This is a genomic window from Paenibacillus glycinis (assembly GCF_009909185.1).
GTDB lineage: Bacteria > Bacillota > Bacilli > Paenibacillales > Paenibacillaceae > Paenibacillus_Z > Paenibacillus_Z glycinis.
In genome coordinates this window covers 349049-365978 of record NZ_JAAAMV010000001.1, presented here as the reverse complement: position 1 = coordinate 365978, position 16930 = coordinate 349049, and the positions used below count along the sequence as shown (strand labels likewise).

The 16930-nt window shown below is 56.5% G+C and carries 20 protein-coding genes; 19 read left to right on the top strand and 1 reads right to left on the bottom strand.

Going from position 1 to position 16930, the window contains the following annotated elements; all coding sequences use genetic code 11:
- The first annotated feature begins 339 nt into the window (after window positions 1–339).
- From GT019_RS01645 to GT019_RS01595, 11 genes are all read left to right on the top strand, one after another.
- Window positions 340–936 (top strand): RNA polymerase sigma factor, encoded by a 597-nt coding sequence (locus tag GT019_RS01645; protein ID WP_161740530.1) that lies wholly within the window; start codon window positions 340–342, stop codon window positions 934–936.
- Window positions 933–1535 carry an anti-sigma factor family protein gene (locus tag GT019_RS01640; protein WP_161740528.1) on the top strand — a complete coding sequence of 201 codons (603 nt, stop codon included), beginning with the start codon at window positions 933–935 and terminating at the stop codon, window positions 1533–1535. The genes GT019_RS01645 and GT019_RS01640 overlap by 4 nt, the downstream gene beginning before the upstream one ends.
- A 79-nt stretch (window positions 1536–1614) precedes the next feature.
- On the top strand, window positions 1615–2202 hold the full coding sequence (locus GT019_RS01635) for a histidine phosphatase family protein (RefSeq protein WP_161740526.1): 588 nt from the start codon (window positions 1615–1617) through the stop codon (window positions 2200–2202).
- A 140-nt stretch (window positions 2203–2342) separates the two neighbouring features.
- Window positions 2343–3584, top strand: coding sequence for a hypothetical protein (locus tag GT019_RS01630; RefSeq protein WP_161740524.1), 1242 nt, complete (start codon window positions 2343–2345; stop codon window positions 3582–3584).
- A gap of 285 nt (window positions 3585–3869) precedes the next feature.
- Complete coding sequence (locus GT019_RS01625) at window positions 3870–4052, top strand: IDEAL domain-containing protein (RefSeq protein WP_161740522.1); 183 nt, start codon at window positions 3870–3872, stop codon at window positions 4050–4052.
- Window positions 4053–4274: 222 nt separating this feature from the next.
- Window positions 4275–4694, top strand: coding sequence for a DUF2487 family protein (locus tag GT019_RS01620; RefSeq protein WP_161740520.1), 420 nt, complete (start codon window positions 4275–4277; stop codon window positions 4692–4694).
- Between the two features lie 252 nt (window positions 4695–4946).
- Window positions 4947–5474, top strand: coding sequence for a ubiquinol-cytochrome c reductase iron-sulfur subunit (locus GT019_RS01615; RefSeq protein ID WP_161740518.1), 528 nt, complete (start codon window positions 4947–4949; stop codon window positions 5472–5474).
- Window positions 5475–5489: 15 nt separating this feature from the next.
- Entirely contained in the window at window positions 5490–6161 is a 672-nt protein-coding gene (gene qcrB / locus GT019_RS01610) for a menaquinol-cytochrome c reductase cytochrome b subunit (protein ID WP_161740516.1), read from the top strand.
- 22 nt (window positions 6162–6183) lie between these two features.
- Entirely contained in the window at window positions 6184–7068 is an 885-nt protein-coding gene (locus GT019_RS01605) for a menaquinol-cytochrome c reductase cytochrome b/c subunit (protein ID WP_161740514.1), read from the top strand.
- Between the two features lie 139 nt (window positions 7069–7207).
- Window positions 7208–7792 (top strand): DUF1405 domain-containing protein, encoded by a 585-nt coding sequence (locus GT019_RS01600; RefSeq protein ID WP_161741465.1) that lies wholly within the window; start codon window positions 7208–7210, stop codon window positions 7790–7792.
- A gap of 41 nt (window positions 7793–7833) precedes the next feature.
- Window positions 7834–8760: a sporulation protein YpjB gene (locus tag GT019_RS01595; RefSeq protein ID WP_161740512.1), complete on the top strand. Its 927-nt coding sequence runs from the start codon at window positions 7834–7836 to the stop codon at window positions 8758–8760.
- Window positions 8761–8899: 139 nt separating this feature from the next.
- On the opposite strand, the gene GT019_RS01590 is transcribed toward GT019_RS01595, so the two are convergent.
- Window positions 8900–9721, bottom strand: coding sequence for a YitT family protein (locus tag GT019_RS01590; RefSeq protein WP_235946729.1), 822 nt, complete (start codon window positions 9719–9721; stop codon window positions 8900–8902).
- A 196-nt stretch (window positions 9722–9917) separates the two neighbouring features.
- Between GT019_RS01590 and GT019_RS01585 the strand changes: the two genes are divergently transcribed.
- The 8 genes from GT019_RS01585 (at window position 9918) to GT019_RS01550 (ending at window position 16616) form a co-directional block, all read left to right on the top strand.
- Window positions 9918–10253 (top strand): nucleotide pyrophosphohydrolase, encoded by a 336-nt coding sequence (locus GT019_RS01585; RefSeq protein ID WP_161740508.1) that lies wholly within the window; start codon window positions 9918–9920, stop codon window positions 10251–10253.
- A 54-nt stretch (window positions 10254–10307) separates the two neighbouring features.
- Window positions 10308–10853, top strand: a complete 546-nt coding sequence (locus GT019_RS01580) for a tetratricopeptide repeat protein (protein ID WP_161740506.1) — start codon at window positions 10308–10310, stop codon at window positions 10851–10853.
- Window positions 10854–10859: 6 nt separating this feature from the next.
- On the top strand, window positions 10860–11666 hold the full coding sequence (gene dapB / locus GT019_RS01575) for a 4-hydroxy-tetrahydrodipicolinate reductase (protein ID WP_161740504.1): 807 nt from the start codon (window positions 10860–10862) through the stop codon (window positions 11664–11666).
- A gap of 60 nt (window positions 11667–11726) precedes the next feature.
- Window positions 11727–12146: a methylglyoxal synthase gene (locus tag GT019_RS01570; RefSeq protein ID WP_161740502.1), complete on the top strand. Its 420-nt coding sequence runs from the start codon at window positions 11727–11729 to the stop codon at window positions 12144–12146.
- A complete protein-coding gene (gene bshB1 / locus GT019_RS01565; RefSeq protein WP_161740500.1) occupies window positions 12143–12841 on the top strand; it encodes a bacillithiol biosynthesis deacetylase BshB1 in 699 nt (232 codons plus the stop codon). Before GT019_RS01570 ends, bshB1 begins: the two co-directional genes overlap by 4 nt.
- Before the next feature lie 98 nt (window positions 12842–12939).
- Window positions 12940–14100 carry an N-acetyl-alpha-D-glucosaminyl L-malate synthase BshA gene (gene bshA / locus GT019_RS01560; protein ID WP_161740498.1) on the top strand — a complete coding sequence of 387 codons (1161 nt, stop codon included), beginning with the start codon at window positions 12940–12942 and terminating at the stop codon, window positions 14098–14100.
- A gap of 22 nt (window positions 14101–14122) precedes the next feature.
- Window positions 14123–15553 carry a CCA tRNA nucleotidyltransferase gene (locus GT019_RS01555; protein ID WP_161740496.1) on the top strand — a complete coding sequence of 477 codons (1431 nt, stop codon included), beginning with the start codon at window positions 14123–14125 and terminating at the stop codon, window positions 15551–15553.
- A gap of 67 nt (window positions 15554–15620) precedes the next feature.
- Window positions 15621–16616, top strand: coding sequence for a biotin--[acetyl-CoA-carboxylase] ligase (locus tag GT019_RS01550; protein WP_161740493.1), 996 nt, complete (start codon window positions 15621–15623; stop codon window positions 16614–16616).
- The last annotated feature ends 314 nt before the right edge of the window (window positions 16617–16930 follow it).

The following is a 16930-nucleotide window of genomic DNA, read 5'->3' as shown; positions in this document are numbered from 1 at the left end:
GGGCCGCCCCCTATAAGGGCGGTCTTTTTTTTGCCTTTTATGAAACAATCCGGGGCTATCGCTCGTCGAGATACATTGCAGGAACTTCTACGAACGGAACTTTGAGAAATATTTACCCATGCGCTTATCCGGCCGTGTTACAATCGATGTAGTTTATGTAAAAATGTGGGGATTGGAAACGTGTCGAAAGAAGCAGGATTTTGGGCGGATATCTCGAAATGATTAGAGAAGATGCCGGAGTATGCATTTTTTTTATGATCGCGCAACTTTTTACTTTCGTTTCGGTACAATGTATAACCGATTCGAGAGCACTCCTCAGGCCAAGGAGGGTCGCCCGCGATGACGGATTCCCAGCTTATCCGCGAAATCAAAGATGGAAATATACAGCTGTATTCGGAGTTGATGCGGCGCTACCAGCGTAAAATCCTTGCCTTTATCTTCCATATGCTGAAGAGCGCCAAGCTCGAGCTGTTGGCTGAGGATCTGTGCTCGGAAACCTTTTACAAAGCGTACCGCAGTCTTCACTCGTTCAGGGAAGTGGATGCTTCCTTTTCTACCTGGCTGTACACCATTGCAAGAAATACGGTACTTAGCGAATTGCGCAAGCAAAAGGCGGGCAACGTCTCCTTCGAAGAAGTCGGTTTCACTCCGATCGCGCCGCCGGAAGCCGTTCCCGAACAGCGTCTGCTGCAGAACGAGCGCATGACGATGGTGCGCGAAGCGATCAACAGCCTGCCGGAGAAACAGCGTTCGGCGCTAATTTTACGAGAGTACGAGCAATTGGATTATCAAGAAATCGCCAATATCCTCGGTCAGACCGTAAGCTCCGTAAAATCGCTTCTGTTTCGTGCGCGCAGCAGCGTGAAGATTCAGCTGGAGCCGTATTTTGGCGAATCGCCTATGCTGGAAGAGTACGAGGGGATGAAAATGCGATGAACTGCCACGACGTGCAGCAATCGTTCGGTGTTTATTGGGATTTAAACGAAGACGACAGCGAACGCCTACTAGTAGATGAACATCTCCGGACCTGCGAAGCCTGCAGCGAGGAGTTTCGAATTTGGGAAGAAAGCGAGCAGCTTATTCGCTTCTTCTCCGAGGAGTCCGACGCGATCGGGCCGATCGATCACGTGAACCATGGCGTGATGGACCGCATTTATGCGGAGCAATCCTGGTTCATGCCGGTCGCAAGCAAAAGCTATCATTTCACGAAAACGTTCCGCCGCAACGTGACCGCCATTATCGCTTGCTGCCTGGCGATGTTCGTGGTAGGCTTGTTTTACGTTGTGATCGGCAACCATGACGCTTCCTCCGTGGAAGTGGCCAAGCTGACCGGATTGATCGAAACGGCCGACGCGGCAAGCGGCGACAATATTATTCCCGTCTCCTTCTACGCCGACGTGCCCGTAGCCAGCATCAGCGATCCCATCGTCCTGAATATCGTCCCGACGGTTCCGCAATACTATGTTGCGTTATCGCTTCTCGGAATCATCATGACGCTGCTCATCCTGAACTGGTTTTCACGAACGCGAAGCTGACGCATACATAATCGAGAAGACCATTTGAACGACTCCGGCCGCGTGCCAGGAGATTTTTCGTTGAAAGAAGGGAATTGGATTGCGAATCGGACTCATTCGCCACGGCCAGACGGAATGGAACGAGCTTGGGAAAATCCAAGGTCAAACCGACATTCCGCTCAATCAGGAGGGCTACCGTCAAGCGCAGGCGCTGGCGCGGCGGCTTGACCGCGAGCCGATGAAATGGGATGCGGTCGTGTCGAGCGACTTGATGCGCGCGAAGCAGACCGCCGAGATCATCGCCGAGGCACTTGGCATTCCGCTCTTGGATCCGGACGCGCGGTTGCGCGAACGGTTCTATGGCGAAGTGGAGGGGACGACGGAAAGCGAGCGGCTGGCACGCTGGGGTCCGGATTGGAAAAAGCGCGATAACGGACAAGAAAATGACGAGCAGGTTCGGGCGCGGGCGCTTTCGTTCGTCGAAGAAGCTGCGGCAGGCGGTTCTGGACGCCATCTGCTCGTCGTCACCCACGGCAGCCTGCTAGCGCAGCTGCTGCAGGCAATGTGCGCGGATTTGGCCGACAAACCGATTCACAATCTTTCATTCTCGATCATGGAGCGGGAAGGCGCCGGTTGGACGCCGCTGCTGCACAATTGCACGCTTCATCTCGAGCAGCTTCAAAATTGATTTTGCATCCGGGCGATCAGCCGTCATTCTTGCATTCATGCGAGAATGACGGCTTTTTTTCTACCAGTAGTTATAAAAAACGCCAATGTTCCCATAATGATAGTAAACCTTCAAGAGGGATCGGGAACGGAGGGCGGCAGATGAAATTAGCGGACATGCTCAGTTATGCGGACATCGGGCAGCTGAGCCGCATCGCGACAACCTATCAATGCGAGTGCAACGGCAATTCCAAGAATGAGCTGATCCAGTCGATTTTATCGACGGTGAATCGCAGAGATGTGTTCGAAGCTCAAATCGGCGCCTTGAAACTCGAGGATTTACGGTTCATGATTTCCTTGCTGTTCGACGCGAGAGACGCTTTTAGCCTGGAGGAGCTGATCGCCAGGGTGCAGCAAAGCCGGTTCGGCCTGCCCGCCGCTTTGGCGCAAGCCCCAGCAGCTGCCGAAGCGGCCCCGGCGAAGAAAGCCGCGGTCAAATCATCGGCCGCGAGCAGCGCAACCAAACGCGTCGCCAAATCAAAACCGCAGGCCAAGGAACGGCCGGAGCCGGAGAGCGGGCCGCGCGAAACGATATCCCGGTTCAAGCAGTACGGCTGGCTGTTCAACGGATACGCGGGGCCGGAGCGATATTTGTTTCAAGTACCGAGCGATTTGAAGGAACGGTTCAAGCAAACGATGGAGCGGAGGCTGGCTTCCGAGGTCGTGTACGCCGACGATGAACCGCATGCTTACCGGGACGAGCAGATGCTGATGGGCGAAGACGTGATGCACCTGCTCACGTACGTTCATCTGAACGAAGTGGCCCTGACGACCGATGGAACGATGTACAAACGCAGCATCGTGCAGCTGTTGGAGTCGTTCGGCGTGAAGGAGCCGCTGCCGGGCAAAGGGGAATGGCGATTCGGCTACGGCCGCAAGATCAAGGATTACCCCAACCGGTTGTCCCTCTTGTACGATTATTGCTATTACCAGGGCTGGATCGTCGAAAATAACGAGCTGCTGGAGCTTTCGGCCGCGGGCAAGGAACGCCAAGCCCTGCGGTCGGCGGAGCCGCCGGACAAGCTGTATCAGTTCTGGCTTCGGTTGTACAAAGGACCGGTTCCGAACATCCGCTCGCTCGTGCATTGGATCGACAAGCTTGGAAGCCGTTGGGTGAAGGCGGATACGATCATGGCCACGCTGACGCCTTACGTGAAGCCTTTCTATTATGATCAGCCGGAGACGATACTGGAACAGCGCTTGATCGGAACGATGCTGCATCTCGGGCTGCTCCGCATCGGCGAGCATGCCGAGCATGGACAAGTCATCCGGATGACGCCGCTTGGCAAGACGATCGTCGCGGGACGAAGCATCGATGACGAGGCAATCGTCCTGAACGGTTGATCCGTCCCGGCAAGCCGTGGGCACGCGCACATTCGGCATGGCATAGGGCCAACGTCCTTAGCTTCTTTCAATTAAATGAATATAATTTAGTAGAGCCGGTTCATTCCTAAGTGGATGAACGCACCGACATGGAAACCACCTATATGCTTTCACTTATTCGCCTGCGGGAGTCGTCGGCAAGGACAGAATAGACGATTGGCTTGGAGAAACGAAGACGATCAGGAAGCGAGTGGCGTAAGGAAAGGAATATAGGATCTCTTAAACGCTCAGGTGGAGGTGTATCCTATGGACAAAATGAAAGTATCTTACGAAGTGATGCTCGGACTTGCCGCGGAAATGCTCCTGGATGAAGCCGTACTCAAATTTCGAACGGATAAGCTGTATGCCGCGATCGATACGGCGCTTGCCTCCGGCGACAAGGATACCTTTCAGCGGTTGACGGACGAACTGAAGTCCCTGCACGTTTAATGAAGGCAAGCGAATCGTCGCGGCGGCGGCGGTCGACGGATGCCGATCGATTACAGGATGCCAAGATGCACGGGCGAAGGCCCGCCGTCTTGGCTTTTTTGCTGCCGGACCGAATGCGGCCGGATTTTTTTCTTTCAATAAATATGCGATTCCTGTGGTATATTAATAGAATGGATTTTTCTGAAATGACATATGCTAAGGACCGGAGGAGAGAGGACAGGAATGAAATTCAGCGAATTAAACGCGGAGCAGTGGGCGGAGCTCCAGCCCTACCTCGATACGGCGGTGCTGCCGGTGACCGGATTGACCGGTGCCGAAATGCCGCATGAAGCAACGCTGCGGCTGGAACGCTTGCGGGAGGTGCTGAACACGATCGAGCAGCCCTTTAAAGGAAGAACCGTTACATACCCGTCCGTTCAGTACGGCGAATGGACGCCCGATCTGGTCCGGCAATTGAACGGAATTTGCGCCAACCTGCGAAGGGCCGGATTCAAATTCGTCGTGCTCGCATCGGCGATAGCGCTGCCGTCCGCCGAGGGAAGCGGAGCGGATCTTGTCGTGTGCGCGGACAACGATCATCAGGCGCCGGATGCGGGCCAAGTAAGCGAGGCGATCCGCAAACTTTGGCTCGGACGGGCCTGAATTCGGCGGAAGAGCTTGCATCGATTTGCATAAGGTGACAACGGAATGGGAAAAACAAATGCCAGACAAGGTCAATTGTGACAAAATGATAACAATTGACAAAACCCATTTTGAACTGTCCATATATTCGATTGGCAAATTCTTGACGCTCCATATCACCTAGGCTATTATAAGTAATGTCCTAGTTCATCGTATGTTTTGCCTTCTCCGGCAGAACACAGATATGGCTCAGCAAAGGGGGTAGAACAGAAGATGAGTAACCATGAACACGAAAAAACGCACGGTCCTGTGAAACGAAACGGCATGTCCCGGCGTCAATTTTTGTCGTATACGCTCGGAGGCGCAGGCGCATTCATGGCAGCGGGCATGACACTGCCGATGATCCGGTTTGCCGTTGATCCGATTTTGCAAAAGAAAGAAGCCGGCACGTGGATTAAAGTCGTCGAGGAAACGAAACTTACCAATGAACCGCAAGAATTCAAATTCAAAATCCACCAGGTGGACGGTTGGTACGTGAGCGACCCCGAGTTGACGGCATGGATCTCCAAAGACGATCAGGGTAAAGCGTTTGCGCTTTCACCGGTTTGTAAGCATCTGGGATGCACGATCGGCTGGAACACCGAAAAGAATGAGGAATATGTTTGTCCTTGCCACGGCGCCCATTACACCAAGGACGGCAAAAACTTGGTCGTCGCGCCGAAGCCGCTGGACGAATACGATCTGAAGATCGAAAAAGGTTGGGTCTATCTCGGACCGATCAAAGCAAATACACGGGTATAAGGAGGCGTATATCGGATGATGAAAGGTATTTATAACTGGATTGACGAACGTCTTGATATTACGCCGATGTGGAGGGACGTTGCCGATCACGAAGTACCGGAACACGTTAACCCTGCGCATCACTTCTCCGCTTTCGTGTACTGCTTTGGCGGACTGACGTTTTTCATTACGGTTATCCAAATTTTGTCGGGGATGTTCCTGACGATGTACTTCGTGCCGGATATCATCAATGCCTACAAGAGCGTTGACTTCCTGCAGCACAAAGTCGCTTTCGGCGGCATCGTGCGCGGCATGCATCACTGGGGCGCGAGTCTCGTCATCGTCATGATGTTCCTTCACACCCTTCGCGTCTTTTTCACCGGTTCCTACAAGGCGCCGCGCGAAATGAACTGGGTTGTCGGCATGTTGATTTTCTTCATCATGCTCGGTCTCGGATTCACGGGCTACCTGCTTCCTTGGGATAACAAAGCCTACTTCGCGACGAAGGTCGGCATTCAAATCGCTGAATCGGTGCCGTACATCGGTACATACATTAAAGAACTGATGCAAGGCGGAGAGATCGTAGGCGCCGAGACGTTGACCCGTTTCTTCGCGATTCACGTCTTCTTCCTGCCGGGCGCGCTGCTTGCGCTTCTCGCGGCTCACTTCTTTATGATCCGGAAACAAGGTATTTCGGGCCCACTATAAGCCGAAAGGAGGCATTTTGCGAATGGCACACGGTCACAAATCGAACGAGAAAGTCGTATTCGTCGGTGACTCCCGGGTTCGTAAAAAAGCGGTTACCGGTCCAATCACGCCGCCGGATTACTCCGCTTATCCAGGCAAGTCGGAAGCGTTCATTCCGAACTTCCTGCTTAAAGAATGGATGGTCGGCGTCGTCGTTCTCGTCGGGTTCCTCGTACTGACGATTTCCGAAGCGGCTCCGCTCGGATACCCGGCCGACCCTACGAATGCTTCGTTTATTCCGATGCCGGACTGGTACTTCCTGTTCCTGTATCAATTCCTTAAATTGCAATACGTCTCGAAGGATTACGTCGTACTCGGTACGGTCGCAATTCCGGGCATCGCGTTCGGCTCGCTTTTGCTGGCGCCGTTCTTGGACACCGGCAAAGAGCGCCGTTTCTACAGACGTCCGATCACGTCGATACTGATGTTCATGTCGCTGATCTCCGTATTCTATCTGACGAAGCAGTCCTGGGATCACTACCAGCACGAGCTGAAGATCACGAATACGATTCCGGAGCAGATTCTTCGGGAAGAGAAAGCGCGCGAGGCCGCGGAAGAAGCAGCGAAATCAGGCGTTCCCGCGGGGCAACCCGCACCGGAAATCCCGCTTGTCGACGCGAAGGATCCCGCTGTCGCGATCACGCAAAAAGCGCAGTGCGTTGCCTGTCACGGCGCGGATTTGAAAGGCAACGAGAGCTCGGGCATTCCGTCGTTCCACGGCATCGGCGACAAGTTCAGCAAAGAAGAGCTAGTCGATATCGTCACGAACGGCAAGAACAATATGCCTTCCTTCAAGGACAAGTTGTCCGCAGAGGAAATCGATCAATTGACGACTTGGCTTTCGAAACAAAAAGCCCCCGCCAAATAAGCGTGCAGCTCACGACAAAACCTGATCGTAACCGACGATCAGGTTTTTTTGCACCGTATCCTCATTTCCACTCTCAGGGAGGTTTAAAGTGAAAGCAGCCGTTCTTCCGTGGAGCCGCGATTGGCTGACCAATCGCACGATGCTGTGGCTTCTGTTTATCGTCAATGCGTTGGGCACTGTATACGGTTACATCTGGTATGGCCAGCAGATGGAGTACACCGTCGAGACGCAGGCGCTTTGGCAAATCATATTCGTGCCCGACAGTCCGACCGCCAGTCTGTTTTTTACGCTCTCGCTGCTTTTTTTGCTGTTCCCGCGCTTGGCCAAGTCCGGTCCGATCGGCATTGCCGTTCGATCCTTGATCGAGGCGCTTGGCGTCGTGACGTCCATCAAATACGGCATATGGGCGGTAACGATGATCATGGCGGGCGGAGCGCAGGGCGACCATCTCGAATGGGAGCATTACATGCTGGTCGTCTCTCACCTGGGGATGGCGATCGAAGCGGTTTTGTTCGTACGCTATATGGTCTTCGGGCGTTTCATGGCATTCATGGCGCTGCTGTGGCTCCTGCTGAACGATACGATCGATTATACGTACTACGTGTTTCCATGGCTTCCGGACGTCCTGGATGATGACTTGTCCGCGATCCAACTCTTTACGATCGGGCTATCGGCGTTCAGTTTGCTGGTGACGTGGCTGTTAATCTCTTTCCGTAAGGTCTAAGATGGGACATCCCTCCATACGATGTAGTAGGGGGGATGAGCATGAAGGCATTATCATCGATCATCGCGCTCGTTTGCGCCGGCTTCGTGCTGGTTCTCGCTTCGGGCTGCAGCTTGAATTCGAAGCCGTTTTCCGTCTTGAATGCTCAATCGGAGCCGGTCGGAGTCGGCGCGGCAAAAGCCGACGCATCGCTGGAGCAGCTCAGTTCGTGGTCGGATGCGCTGTATTCGGCCGCCAATCAATCCAATCGGCAGGAAGCCTACCTCCTGCTGCAACGAATCGAAGGACTAGCCGCGCTGCCGGACGTGCGCAAGTCGGGGACGCCGGTCGGTTGGCAAGCTTTCGACCTCAGCGTGAAGGCAGCCAAGAAGGCGATGCCGCAAAGGGGCACGACGACGCTGTGGTATACGGAAACTGCCCGGCTGAAATTAGCGAGCGATGCCGTATTTCGGCCGGAAGCCCCGCTTTGGCTCCAATATGAAGGCGTGCTGAAGGATGATGCGCAGCGAATACGCGCTACGTGGCAATCGCAATCCGAGGACCGGGCAATGGCCGCGGAAGCCTCGATCGGGATTTATAGCGAGCATCTTGCCCGATTGGAAGTAGCGGCGCTGATGCAGCGCGACGCCGGCCGAATCGAGGCCGTGCAGGAACGGATCGCGTACTTACAAGCTGCCGTGCAAGGCGCGGAAACCGGGCAGCTTCGTCCTGAAGCCGTTACGGTCGCGCTTGAAAGCTTGGCTGCGGCCGCGAACGATTTGTTCCGCGATCCGGATCAAGTCGGGGAAGCGGCGGTCGCGGAAGCGATTCCGCCTGGCGTGACGGTCGGCCAACAACGGGAAGGCGCAATGCTGATCGGGGAGATGTTCATCGCCGCATTCGTGATGGCCGTGCTCGGCTTTGCCGGTTGGCGCAAGTACCGGGGACAAGATAAGGTCGTCCCGTTCTCGCGCAACAAATTCCATTGAACGGGCAGGGCAATGCATGTCGTTGTCGCCGCTCCTTGAATCAGGACGCATAGATTCCATGTCAGCTTCATACGAAGCAATCATGATAACGGTTACCTCTTGAGCGAATAAAAATAACCGGCCCTCGGGCCGGTTATTTTTATTCGGCTTTGAAGCCCTCTCCGAGCACGTCGTGCACGTCATTGATAACGATGAACGCGCGCGGGTCGATGCCGTTGACGATCGCTTTCAGCATGCGGACTTCATGTCGCGCGACGACGCAGTAGACGACTTGCTTCGGCTTGCCGGAGTAAGCGCCTTTCGCCGGAAACAGCGTGACGCCGCGGTCCATGTCCTGCGTAATCTTGAGTCCCAGCTCGTCGCCGCGTTCCGTGATGATGGAAAATTCTTTGGCCGCATAGGCGCCCTCTTGAATGAAATCGATCAGCTTGGAGGCGATGAAGACGGCGACAAGCGTGTACAGCACTTTTTCCTTCGGGATGTACAGCAGCGACAACCCGATAATGATGACGTCCAAGGTCAGGATGACTTGCCCCATGCTCCAGCCCTTCAGCTTGGCTGCGATTCGGGCGATAATGTCGACCCCGCCAGTCGTGCCGCCGAACCGGAACACGATGCCCAGACCGATGCCGAGCGTCACGCCGGCGTACAGGACGGCCAATATGTAATCGTTCGACGTCCGGAACGGGACGATCCAGCCGAGCGCGATCAACTTCTCCATCAGCGCGAGAAACACGGACAGCGATACGGCGCCGAAAATCGTATAGCCCGTATGGGAGCGGCCCAGGATGCGCCAACCGATGAAGAAAAGCGGAATATTCAGCACGAACGTCGAGATCGACAACGGCCAGCCGAGCGCGTAATTGAGCAAGATCGCGATGCCGGTCACGCCGCCTTCCATCAGCTGGTTGGGGAGCAGAAAATAATGAAGGCCGAACGCGTAAATCGCAGTTCCCAGCATGACGGGGAGAAGTGTGCGGAGTACCTGGGCGGTGGTCGTTTTCAAAGGATATTCGGCTCCTTTCGGAAAAGTGGTTGGAACATGAAGGCAATAATCATAGTATGTCTCTTTTACTGGAAAGTCAAAAGCATTGTTTTCAGATACGGTTTGATATAACATATGAAGGAAACCTCATGCACAGAGAGGAGCTTGGACGGTGTCTCAAAAGTCGTTGGCGGACATACAAAAAGAGGTAGACGCATACATATCGCAGTTCAAGGAAGGCTACTTCAGCCCGCTCTCCATGCTCGCGCGGATGAGCGAAGAAGTGGGAGAACTGGCGCGCGAGGTCAACCATCGTTTCGGAGAGAAGCCTAAAAAATCGGACGAGGCGGACAACTCCATCGAGATGGAACTCGGCGATGTCTTGTTCATCGTCGTATGCTTCGCGAATTCGCTCGGCATCGACTTGGCGGAGGCGCATGACCGCGTCATGCATAAGTTCAATACGCGCGACGCGAACCGCTGGACGCGAAAAAACGTCGAACCGTAATACGGGTTTCTACATATGCTGTACCATCAACCTGTGTACAAGGAGGATGGGCGGATGGACGTAGACAGCAGCGTGAAAAAAGCTTACGAAGCCATCCTGAGCGGCGATTACGAACAGGCGATCCAGCGCTTCGAGGAAGCGATCTCGTTGGATCCGGAAAATGGAGCTTTATACCATAAATGCTCGATTACCTGCGCCCGCAGCGGGAAATGGCAAAAGGCGCTCCACTATGCGGAACAGGCCGTTCTGCTGGATTCGGAGCACGAGGAATACGGCTATCATCTGCAAACGGTAAGAGCAAAGGCGATCGTCAGCGACGCGGAACAGCTGCTGTCGCAATCGCCCGCGAACGCGGAGCATGCGCTGTCGATGCTGATCGAAGCGTCGCGGATGGATCCGCTGAACATGGAAGCACTGCTGCTGCTCGGCTCGGTCTATTCGTCGTTGCGGAGATACGACGAAGGCGCGGCCTACGCGAGGGAAGCCGTCCGGCTCGATCCGGAACACGCGGCGGCCCGGCGATTGTATACCGAGCTGAAACGGAAAAGCAGGGCGCTGCGCGCATACGGCCAGCGCAGCAAACGAAAAAGGAACAGGTGATCAGAGATGTCGACAGAACAAATTCGAGTTGCCGTCACAGGGGCAAGCGGACGCATGGGGCGCGAAGTCGTCAAAATGGTGCTTCAAGACGAAGGGCTGACGCTGGCCGCGGCGATTAGCCCATCTACGGGTCCGGTCGACGCGGGGACGCTCGTCGGGCTTTCGCCTTGCGGAATTACGGTACAAGCCGATCTTGAAACCGCTCTAAAAGACGCGGGCGCGGACGTGGTGGTCGACTTCACGGTGCCGCATGCCGCCTATGGCAATGCCAGCCTGTCCATCGCCTACGGCGCGCGTCCGATTATCGGAACCACGGGTCTGACGCCGGAGCAGATGACGGAGCTGGACGAGCTCTGCAAGGAGAAAGGCATAGGGGCCTTGGTCGCGCCGAACTTTTCGATCGGAGCGATCCTGATGATGAAATTCGCGGCTCAGGCCGCCAAGTATATGCCGCATGTGGAAATCATCGAATACCATGGCGACCAGAAGCTGGACGCGCCGTCCGGAACGTCCATCAAGACGGCCGAGCTGATCTCGGAGGCGCGGCAGGAGCTGCGTCAGGGCAATCCTAACGAGAAAGAAGTCATCGAGGGCGCGCGCGGCGGGTATTACAACGGTTTTCGCATACATAGCGTTCGGTTGCCGGGCGTGTTCGCCCAGCAGGAAGTCGTCTTCGGCGGCCATGGCCAAACCTTGAAAATTCGGCATGATTCATACGAGCGCGCGGGGTACATGCCAGGCGTTGCCGTGGCTTGCAAGAAAGTGATGACTTACAGCGGACTTATTTACGGGTTTGAACATCTGATGGACTAGCTGTCCCGAGAGCCGGCAGGTCGAGAGTTCGCGGACAACCAGGAGAGGAGTGCGGCGAGGTTGAACATCGCGTTTATTGCACATGATCGAAAGAAAGATGAAATGGTTAACTTTGTCATCGCATACGAGCATGTTTTCAAGGGGCATGCCCTTTATTCCACGGGTACGACCGGTACGAGGATCATGGAGCAGACCCAATTGAGCATTCACCGCTTCATGTCCGGACCGCTCGGAGGCGACCAGCAAATCGGCGCGCTCGTGGCGCAGAACGAAATGGATTTGATCATTTTCCTGCGCGACCCGCTCATGGCCCAGCCGCACGAGCCGGATATCATCGCGCTGCTGCGCTTATGCGACGTTCAGGGCATTCCCGTCGCGACGAACGTGGCGACGGGCGAACTGCTCGTCCGGGCGCTCCAGCGCGGGGATTTTGCCTGGCGTGAGCTCGTACATAAATATAAGCCGGGTGAAGAACAATGACGGCATACGTCGATATTTTGGCATTCGGCGCCCATCCCGACGACGTCGAGATCGGCATGGGCGGCACGATCGCCAAGCATGTCTCGCAGGGGTACAAAGTCGCGATCTGCGATTTGACCGAGGCGGAAATGTCCTCGAACGGCACCGTGGAGACTCGGCGGCAGGAAGCCGCCGAAGCTTCCGCGGTGCTTGGTTTATCGCACCGTTCCGTGCTTGGCTTGCCGGATCGGGGGTTGAACGGCTCGGCCGACCAGCTGCAGGCCATCGTGAGCGAGATCCGGCGGCTGCGGCCTCGCCTCGTATTCGCGCCTTATTGGAGCGACCGCCATCCGGATCACGTCAGCTGCAGCCGACTGATCGAGGAAGCGGTTTTTAACGCGAAGCTGCGCAACTATTTGCCCGAGCTCCCGCCGGTGCAGGTGGAGCAGCTGTATTTCTATTACATAAACGACAGCGGCGACGTAAGCCTCGTTACCGACATCAGCGAACACATCGGAACGAAGCTGGCGGCGCTGCAAGCGTACCGCTCCCAATTCGCGCCGCCGGCTCCGGGCGAGGACCGGGTACGGACCCCGCTGACCGACCGCTACGTGCAGCGCGTCGAAGCGCGGGACATGCTGCTCGGGCAGACGCGGGGCTGGTCGCATGCCGAAGGATTTGCAATCCGCCGGCCTCATGCGGTAACGTTGTTCTAACGGCAGCCCGGCTGTCCCGTCATTTATATTTCCGAATTCATGAAAAGCCCGATTGCCGCCGGCATAGGCATAGATAGTGAACGAACTGGAGGTGCACCATGGCTAGACGGTTGAAGATCGGAATCACGTGCTATCCGACGCTCGGAGGCTCCGGCGTCGTGGCGACGGAGCTAGGCAAGCTGCTTGCCGAGAAAGGGCACGAGATTCATTTTATTACCCACAGCGTGCCGTTCAGGCTGGGACAGTTTCAGAAAAACATATTCTATCACGAAGTCGAAGTGAACGATTATTACGTTTTCCGTTATCCGCCGTACGATTTATCGCTGGCGAGCAAGATGGCCCAAGTCGTCAAAATGCAGCAGCTGGACGTGCTGCACGTGCATTATGCGGTACCTCACGCGGTATGCGCCTACTTGGCCAAAGAGATGGTCGGCGGCAATCTCCGCACGGTGACGACCCTCCACGGGACGGACATCACCGTGTTGGCGCAGGACGAATCGCTCAAAGACCTGATTCGAATGGGCATCAACAAAAGCGATGCCGTCACGGCGGTTTCCAAAGATCTCATCTGCGAGACGCGCGAGCTGCTCGATATCGATAAGCCTATCGAACTGACGTATAATTTTGTCGACAAACGCGTGTATTATCCGCGGGAATGCAGTTCGCTGCGCAGCGATTATGCTTCGCCGGGCGAGAAGATACTGATGCATATCTCCAATTTCCGTCCGGTCAAGCGCCTGCAGGACGTCGTCGATGTATTCGCCAAGGTCGTGAAGGAAGTTCCGAGCCGTCTCCTGCTCGTCGGCGAAGGACCGGATTTGCCGAAAGTACAGGCGCGGGTCCGGCAGCTGGGTCTGGAGGACCGGGTGCATTTCCTGGGCAAGCAAGACGATGTCGCGCAGGTGATATCGATCGCGGACGTGATGCTGCTGCCTTCGGAGAAGGAAAGCTTCGGACTCGTGGCGCTGGAAGCCATGGCTTGCGGCGTGCCGACGATCGGGTCCGTCGCGGGCGGCATTCCGGAGCTGGTCACGCACGGGGAGACCGGATTCCTCTCGACGATCGGCGATACGGACGACATGGCCTACAACGCGATCAAGCTGCTGCGCAACGACGAGTTGTACCGTCAGGTTCGGCAGGCTTGCCTCTACCGGGCGACGAACCAATTCTGCAATGACCGCATTACGTCCGAATACGAACGGATCTACTACAAAACGCTCGGAATCGAAGCGGATATTCCGGAACCGGTTTGCGAGTAAGCCTATAGAAGGAGGGAGGGCCATGTCGAGGAGCGAAGCGCTGACGAAGGCGCTCCCTTTGCTTTATGTTCTGGAGGAGCGCGGTTTTGAGGCGGTATTCGTAGGTGGCTGCGTCCGCGATACGCTGCTCGGCAAACCGCTGAAGGACGTGGATATCGCGACGGCAGCATCGCCGGAGCAGGTGATCGAAGCGTTTCCGCATACGATACCGACGGGCCTGCAGCACGGAACGGTGACCGTCGTGCATGAGGGCGAGACGTACGAGGTGACGACGTTCCGCACGGAGTCCGAATACGAGCGGTTTCGCAGGCCCTCGCATGTCGAGTTCGTCACGAGCCTGCGCGAGGATCTGCTGCGCAGGGATTTCACGATCAACAGCATGGCGATGCGCGCCGACGGCACGCTGGTCGATCCTTTCGGCGGAAGACGCGATATCGAAAGGGGCGTCCTGCGCTGCGTCGGCGATGCCGACGCCCGGCTGCAGGAAGACGCGCTCCGCATCGTTCGCGCCTTGCGTTTCGCCGCGGCTTACGAGCTGCGCATCGCGCATGGCACATGGCGCGCGATACGCCGCCACAAGGCGCTGCTGGCGCATATCGCCATGGAGCGGATCGGCCTGGAATTCGACAAGATGATCGCGGGCGCCCATCCGCATCAAGCTGCCGCGCTGCTAGCCGAGAGCGGGCTGCTTGCGTGCACGAAGGACCCGCTTCCGGCAGAGATCGTAACCGCCGCGTCCTCGTACGCCTCGACCAAAAATCGTGACCGGCGCGGAACACCGCAGGTAGGTGCTCCTGCATCATTCGGATCGGACGCCGCCAGTCCCCCGTCATGGAAACGGATTGCTTCGGGCATTCGCGCCTTGCATGAGGTCGGCGAGGCCGAGGATCGATGGGCGGCTCTGTGTGCCGCGTTGTCGCTGAACGCCGAACAAGCTTCGGAGCTGTTCGGACTGCTTCGCTATTCGGCAGCCCGGTCGTCGCGCCTTGCCGCGATGATACGCATTCACGTCGCGATGGCGGATACGATCCGTCGATTGTCGGATGGCCTTGCAGGGAAGCAAGTGCAGCCGGTGCCGGCGGAAGCGAACAGGGCTTGGATCATGTCCGTGTTGGATGATGGACAAGCCGCCGCGCAGAGCTGGCTTTCCGTCATCGGCCGCGTTCCCTCGCTCGTCTTGCCCGATGTTACGAATTCCGACGAACGCCGCAAAGCATTGGATGCCGTCGTACACCTGCTGCAGGCATCCCTTGAAGCGATGCCGGCAGCCGCGATTCGCGATCTTGCCGTCAAGGGCAAGGATTTGCTTGGCTTGACCGGGAGACCTTCCGGCCCTTGGCTCGGCCGTCTGCTGCAGCAGCTGCTGCAAGCGACGGCGCTCGGCGAAGTGCCGAACGAGAAAGACCTTTTATTGACGAAAGCGAAGAAATTGCTGAGCGATCATGAACGTTGAGCGCTCGTTGAATACTAGCATCAATCGATAGTGAAGTCATGCCGTATTAGAATCGAGGTGTCGGACCATGAACAATCGCATTCTCGAGCTGCTGGAGGCGAAGGAAAACGAAGGTTACGTCTCCGGGGAATGGCTCAGCCAAGAACTGCAAATCAGCCGGACGGCGATTTGGAAGCAGATCAAGAAGCTGGAAGCGGCGGGGTACGTGATAGAAGCTTCGCGCCGCCTCGGCTATCGTCTGACCGGGCGCCCGTCCAAGCTGACGGCGCAGGAGCTCGGCATCAAGTTTCAAGCGAAAAACGTAACGATGATCGGCGGCCTCCGGCTGTTCGACGAGGTCGATTCGACCCAAAACATCGCGCAGCGCCTTGCCGAAGACGGAGCCCCGGAAGGCACGCTGGTCATCGCCGAGCAGCAGACAAACGGCCGCGGCCGCATGGGCCGCAAATGGGTGTCGCCATCCGGCAAAGGAATCTGGATGAGCTTCATCCTGCGTCCCGGCATGCCGATTCATTTCGCGCCCCAGCTGACGCTGCTGACGGCAGTCGCTTTATGCCGCGCCTTGCGAGCGGCCGCGGCGCCGCTCGATATCGGCATAAAGTGGCCGAACGACCTGCTTATCGGCGGCAAAAAAATCAGCGGCATCCTGCTGGAATCGACGGCCGAGGAAGAACGGCTGCGATACGTGATCGCGGGAATCGGCATCAGCGTCAATTTGACGGAGGACGATTACCCGCCGGAGTTGCGCGAAATCGCCACGTCCCTGCGGATCCAGCTGGGCCGGCCGTTGGACCGGGCCGAGATCATCGCGGGCTTCTTCTCGCAATTCCAGCAGCTCTACGCGGTCTACCAGCGGGAAGGCTTCGCCCCGATACAGACGTTGTGGGAGGCGTTGTCCGTCACGCTTAACAAACCGACGCGTCTCATTATCGGCGGTCTGGAGACGACCGGAACGCCGGTCGGACTGAACGAACAAGGCGCGCTGCTCGTACGCCGGAACGACGGTGCCGTCGTTCCGTTGTTCTCGGCCGAACAGGTGCCTCCGGGGGATAACGGTTCATAGACGGGGGGCCGTTTTTTTGATATACTCGCCTTACCAGCCATGCTCGTTATTGGGGCGGTATCGCCGATCGCGAACCGCACCCTCGACCGACGCGGCATGCGGGAATGACATCATAAACGTCATTAGCAAGGCAGTGCGTATTCTGCTCTGAGCCGTCAGGGACCGAGACAGAAGGAAGCCCGCTTTAGCCAGGATGTTCCTTTTTCGGATCGGAACCTTTTTAGCGGCGGCTAGAAGGTTTTTTTGCGTTGATCACATAGGACGAACGCCGATCGTGAAAGCTTAGACTAGGCATGACGAACTTCGCGGACGCC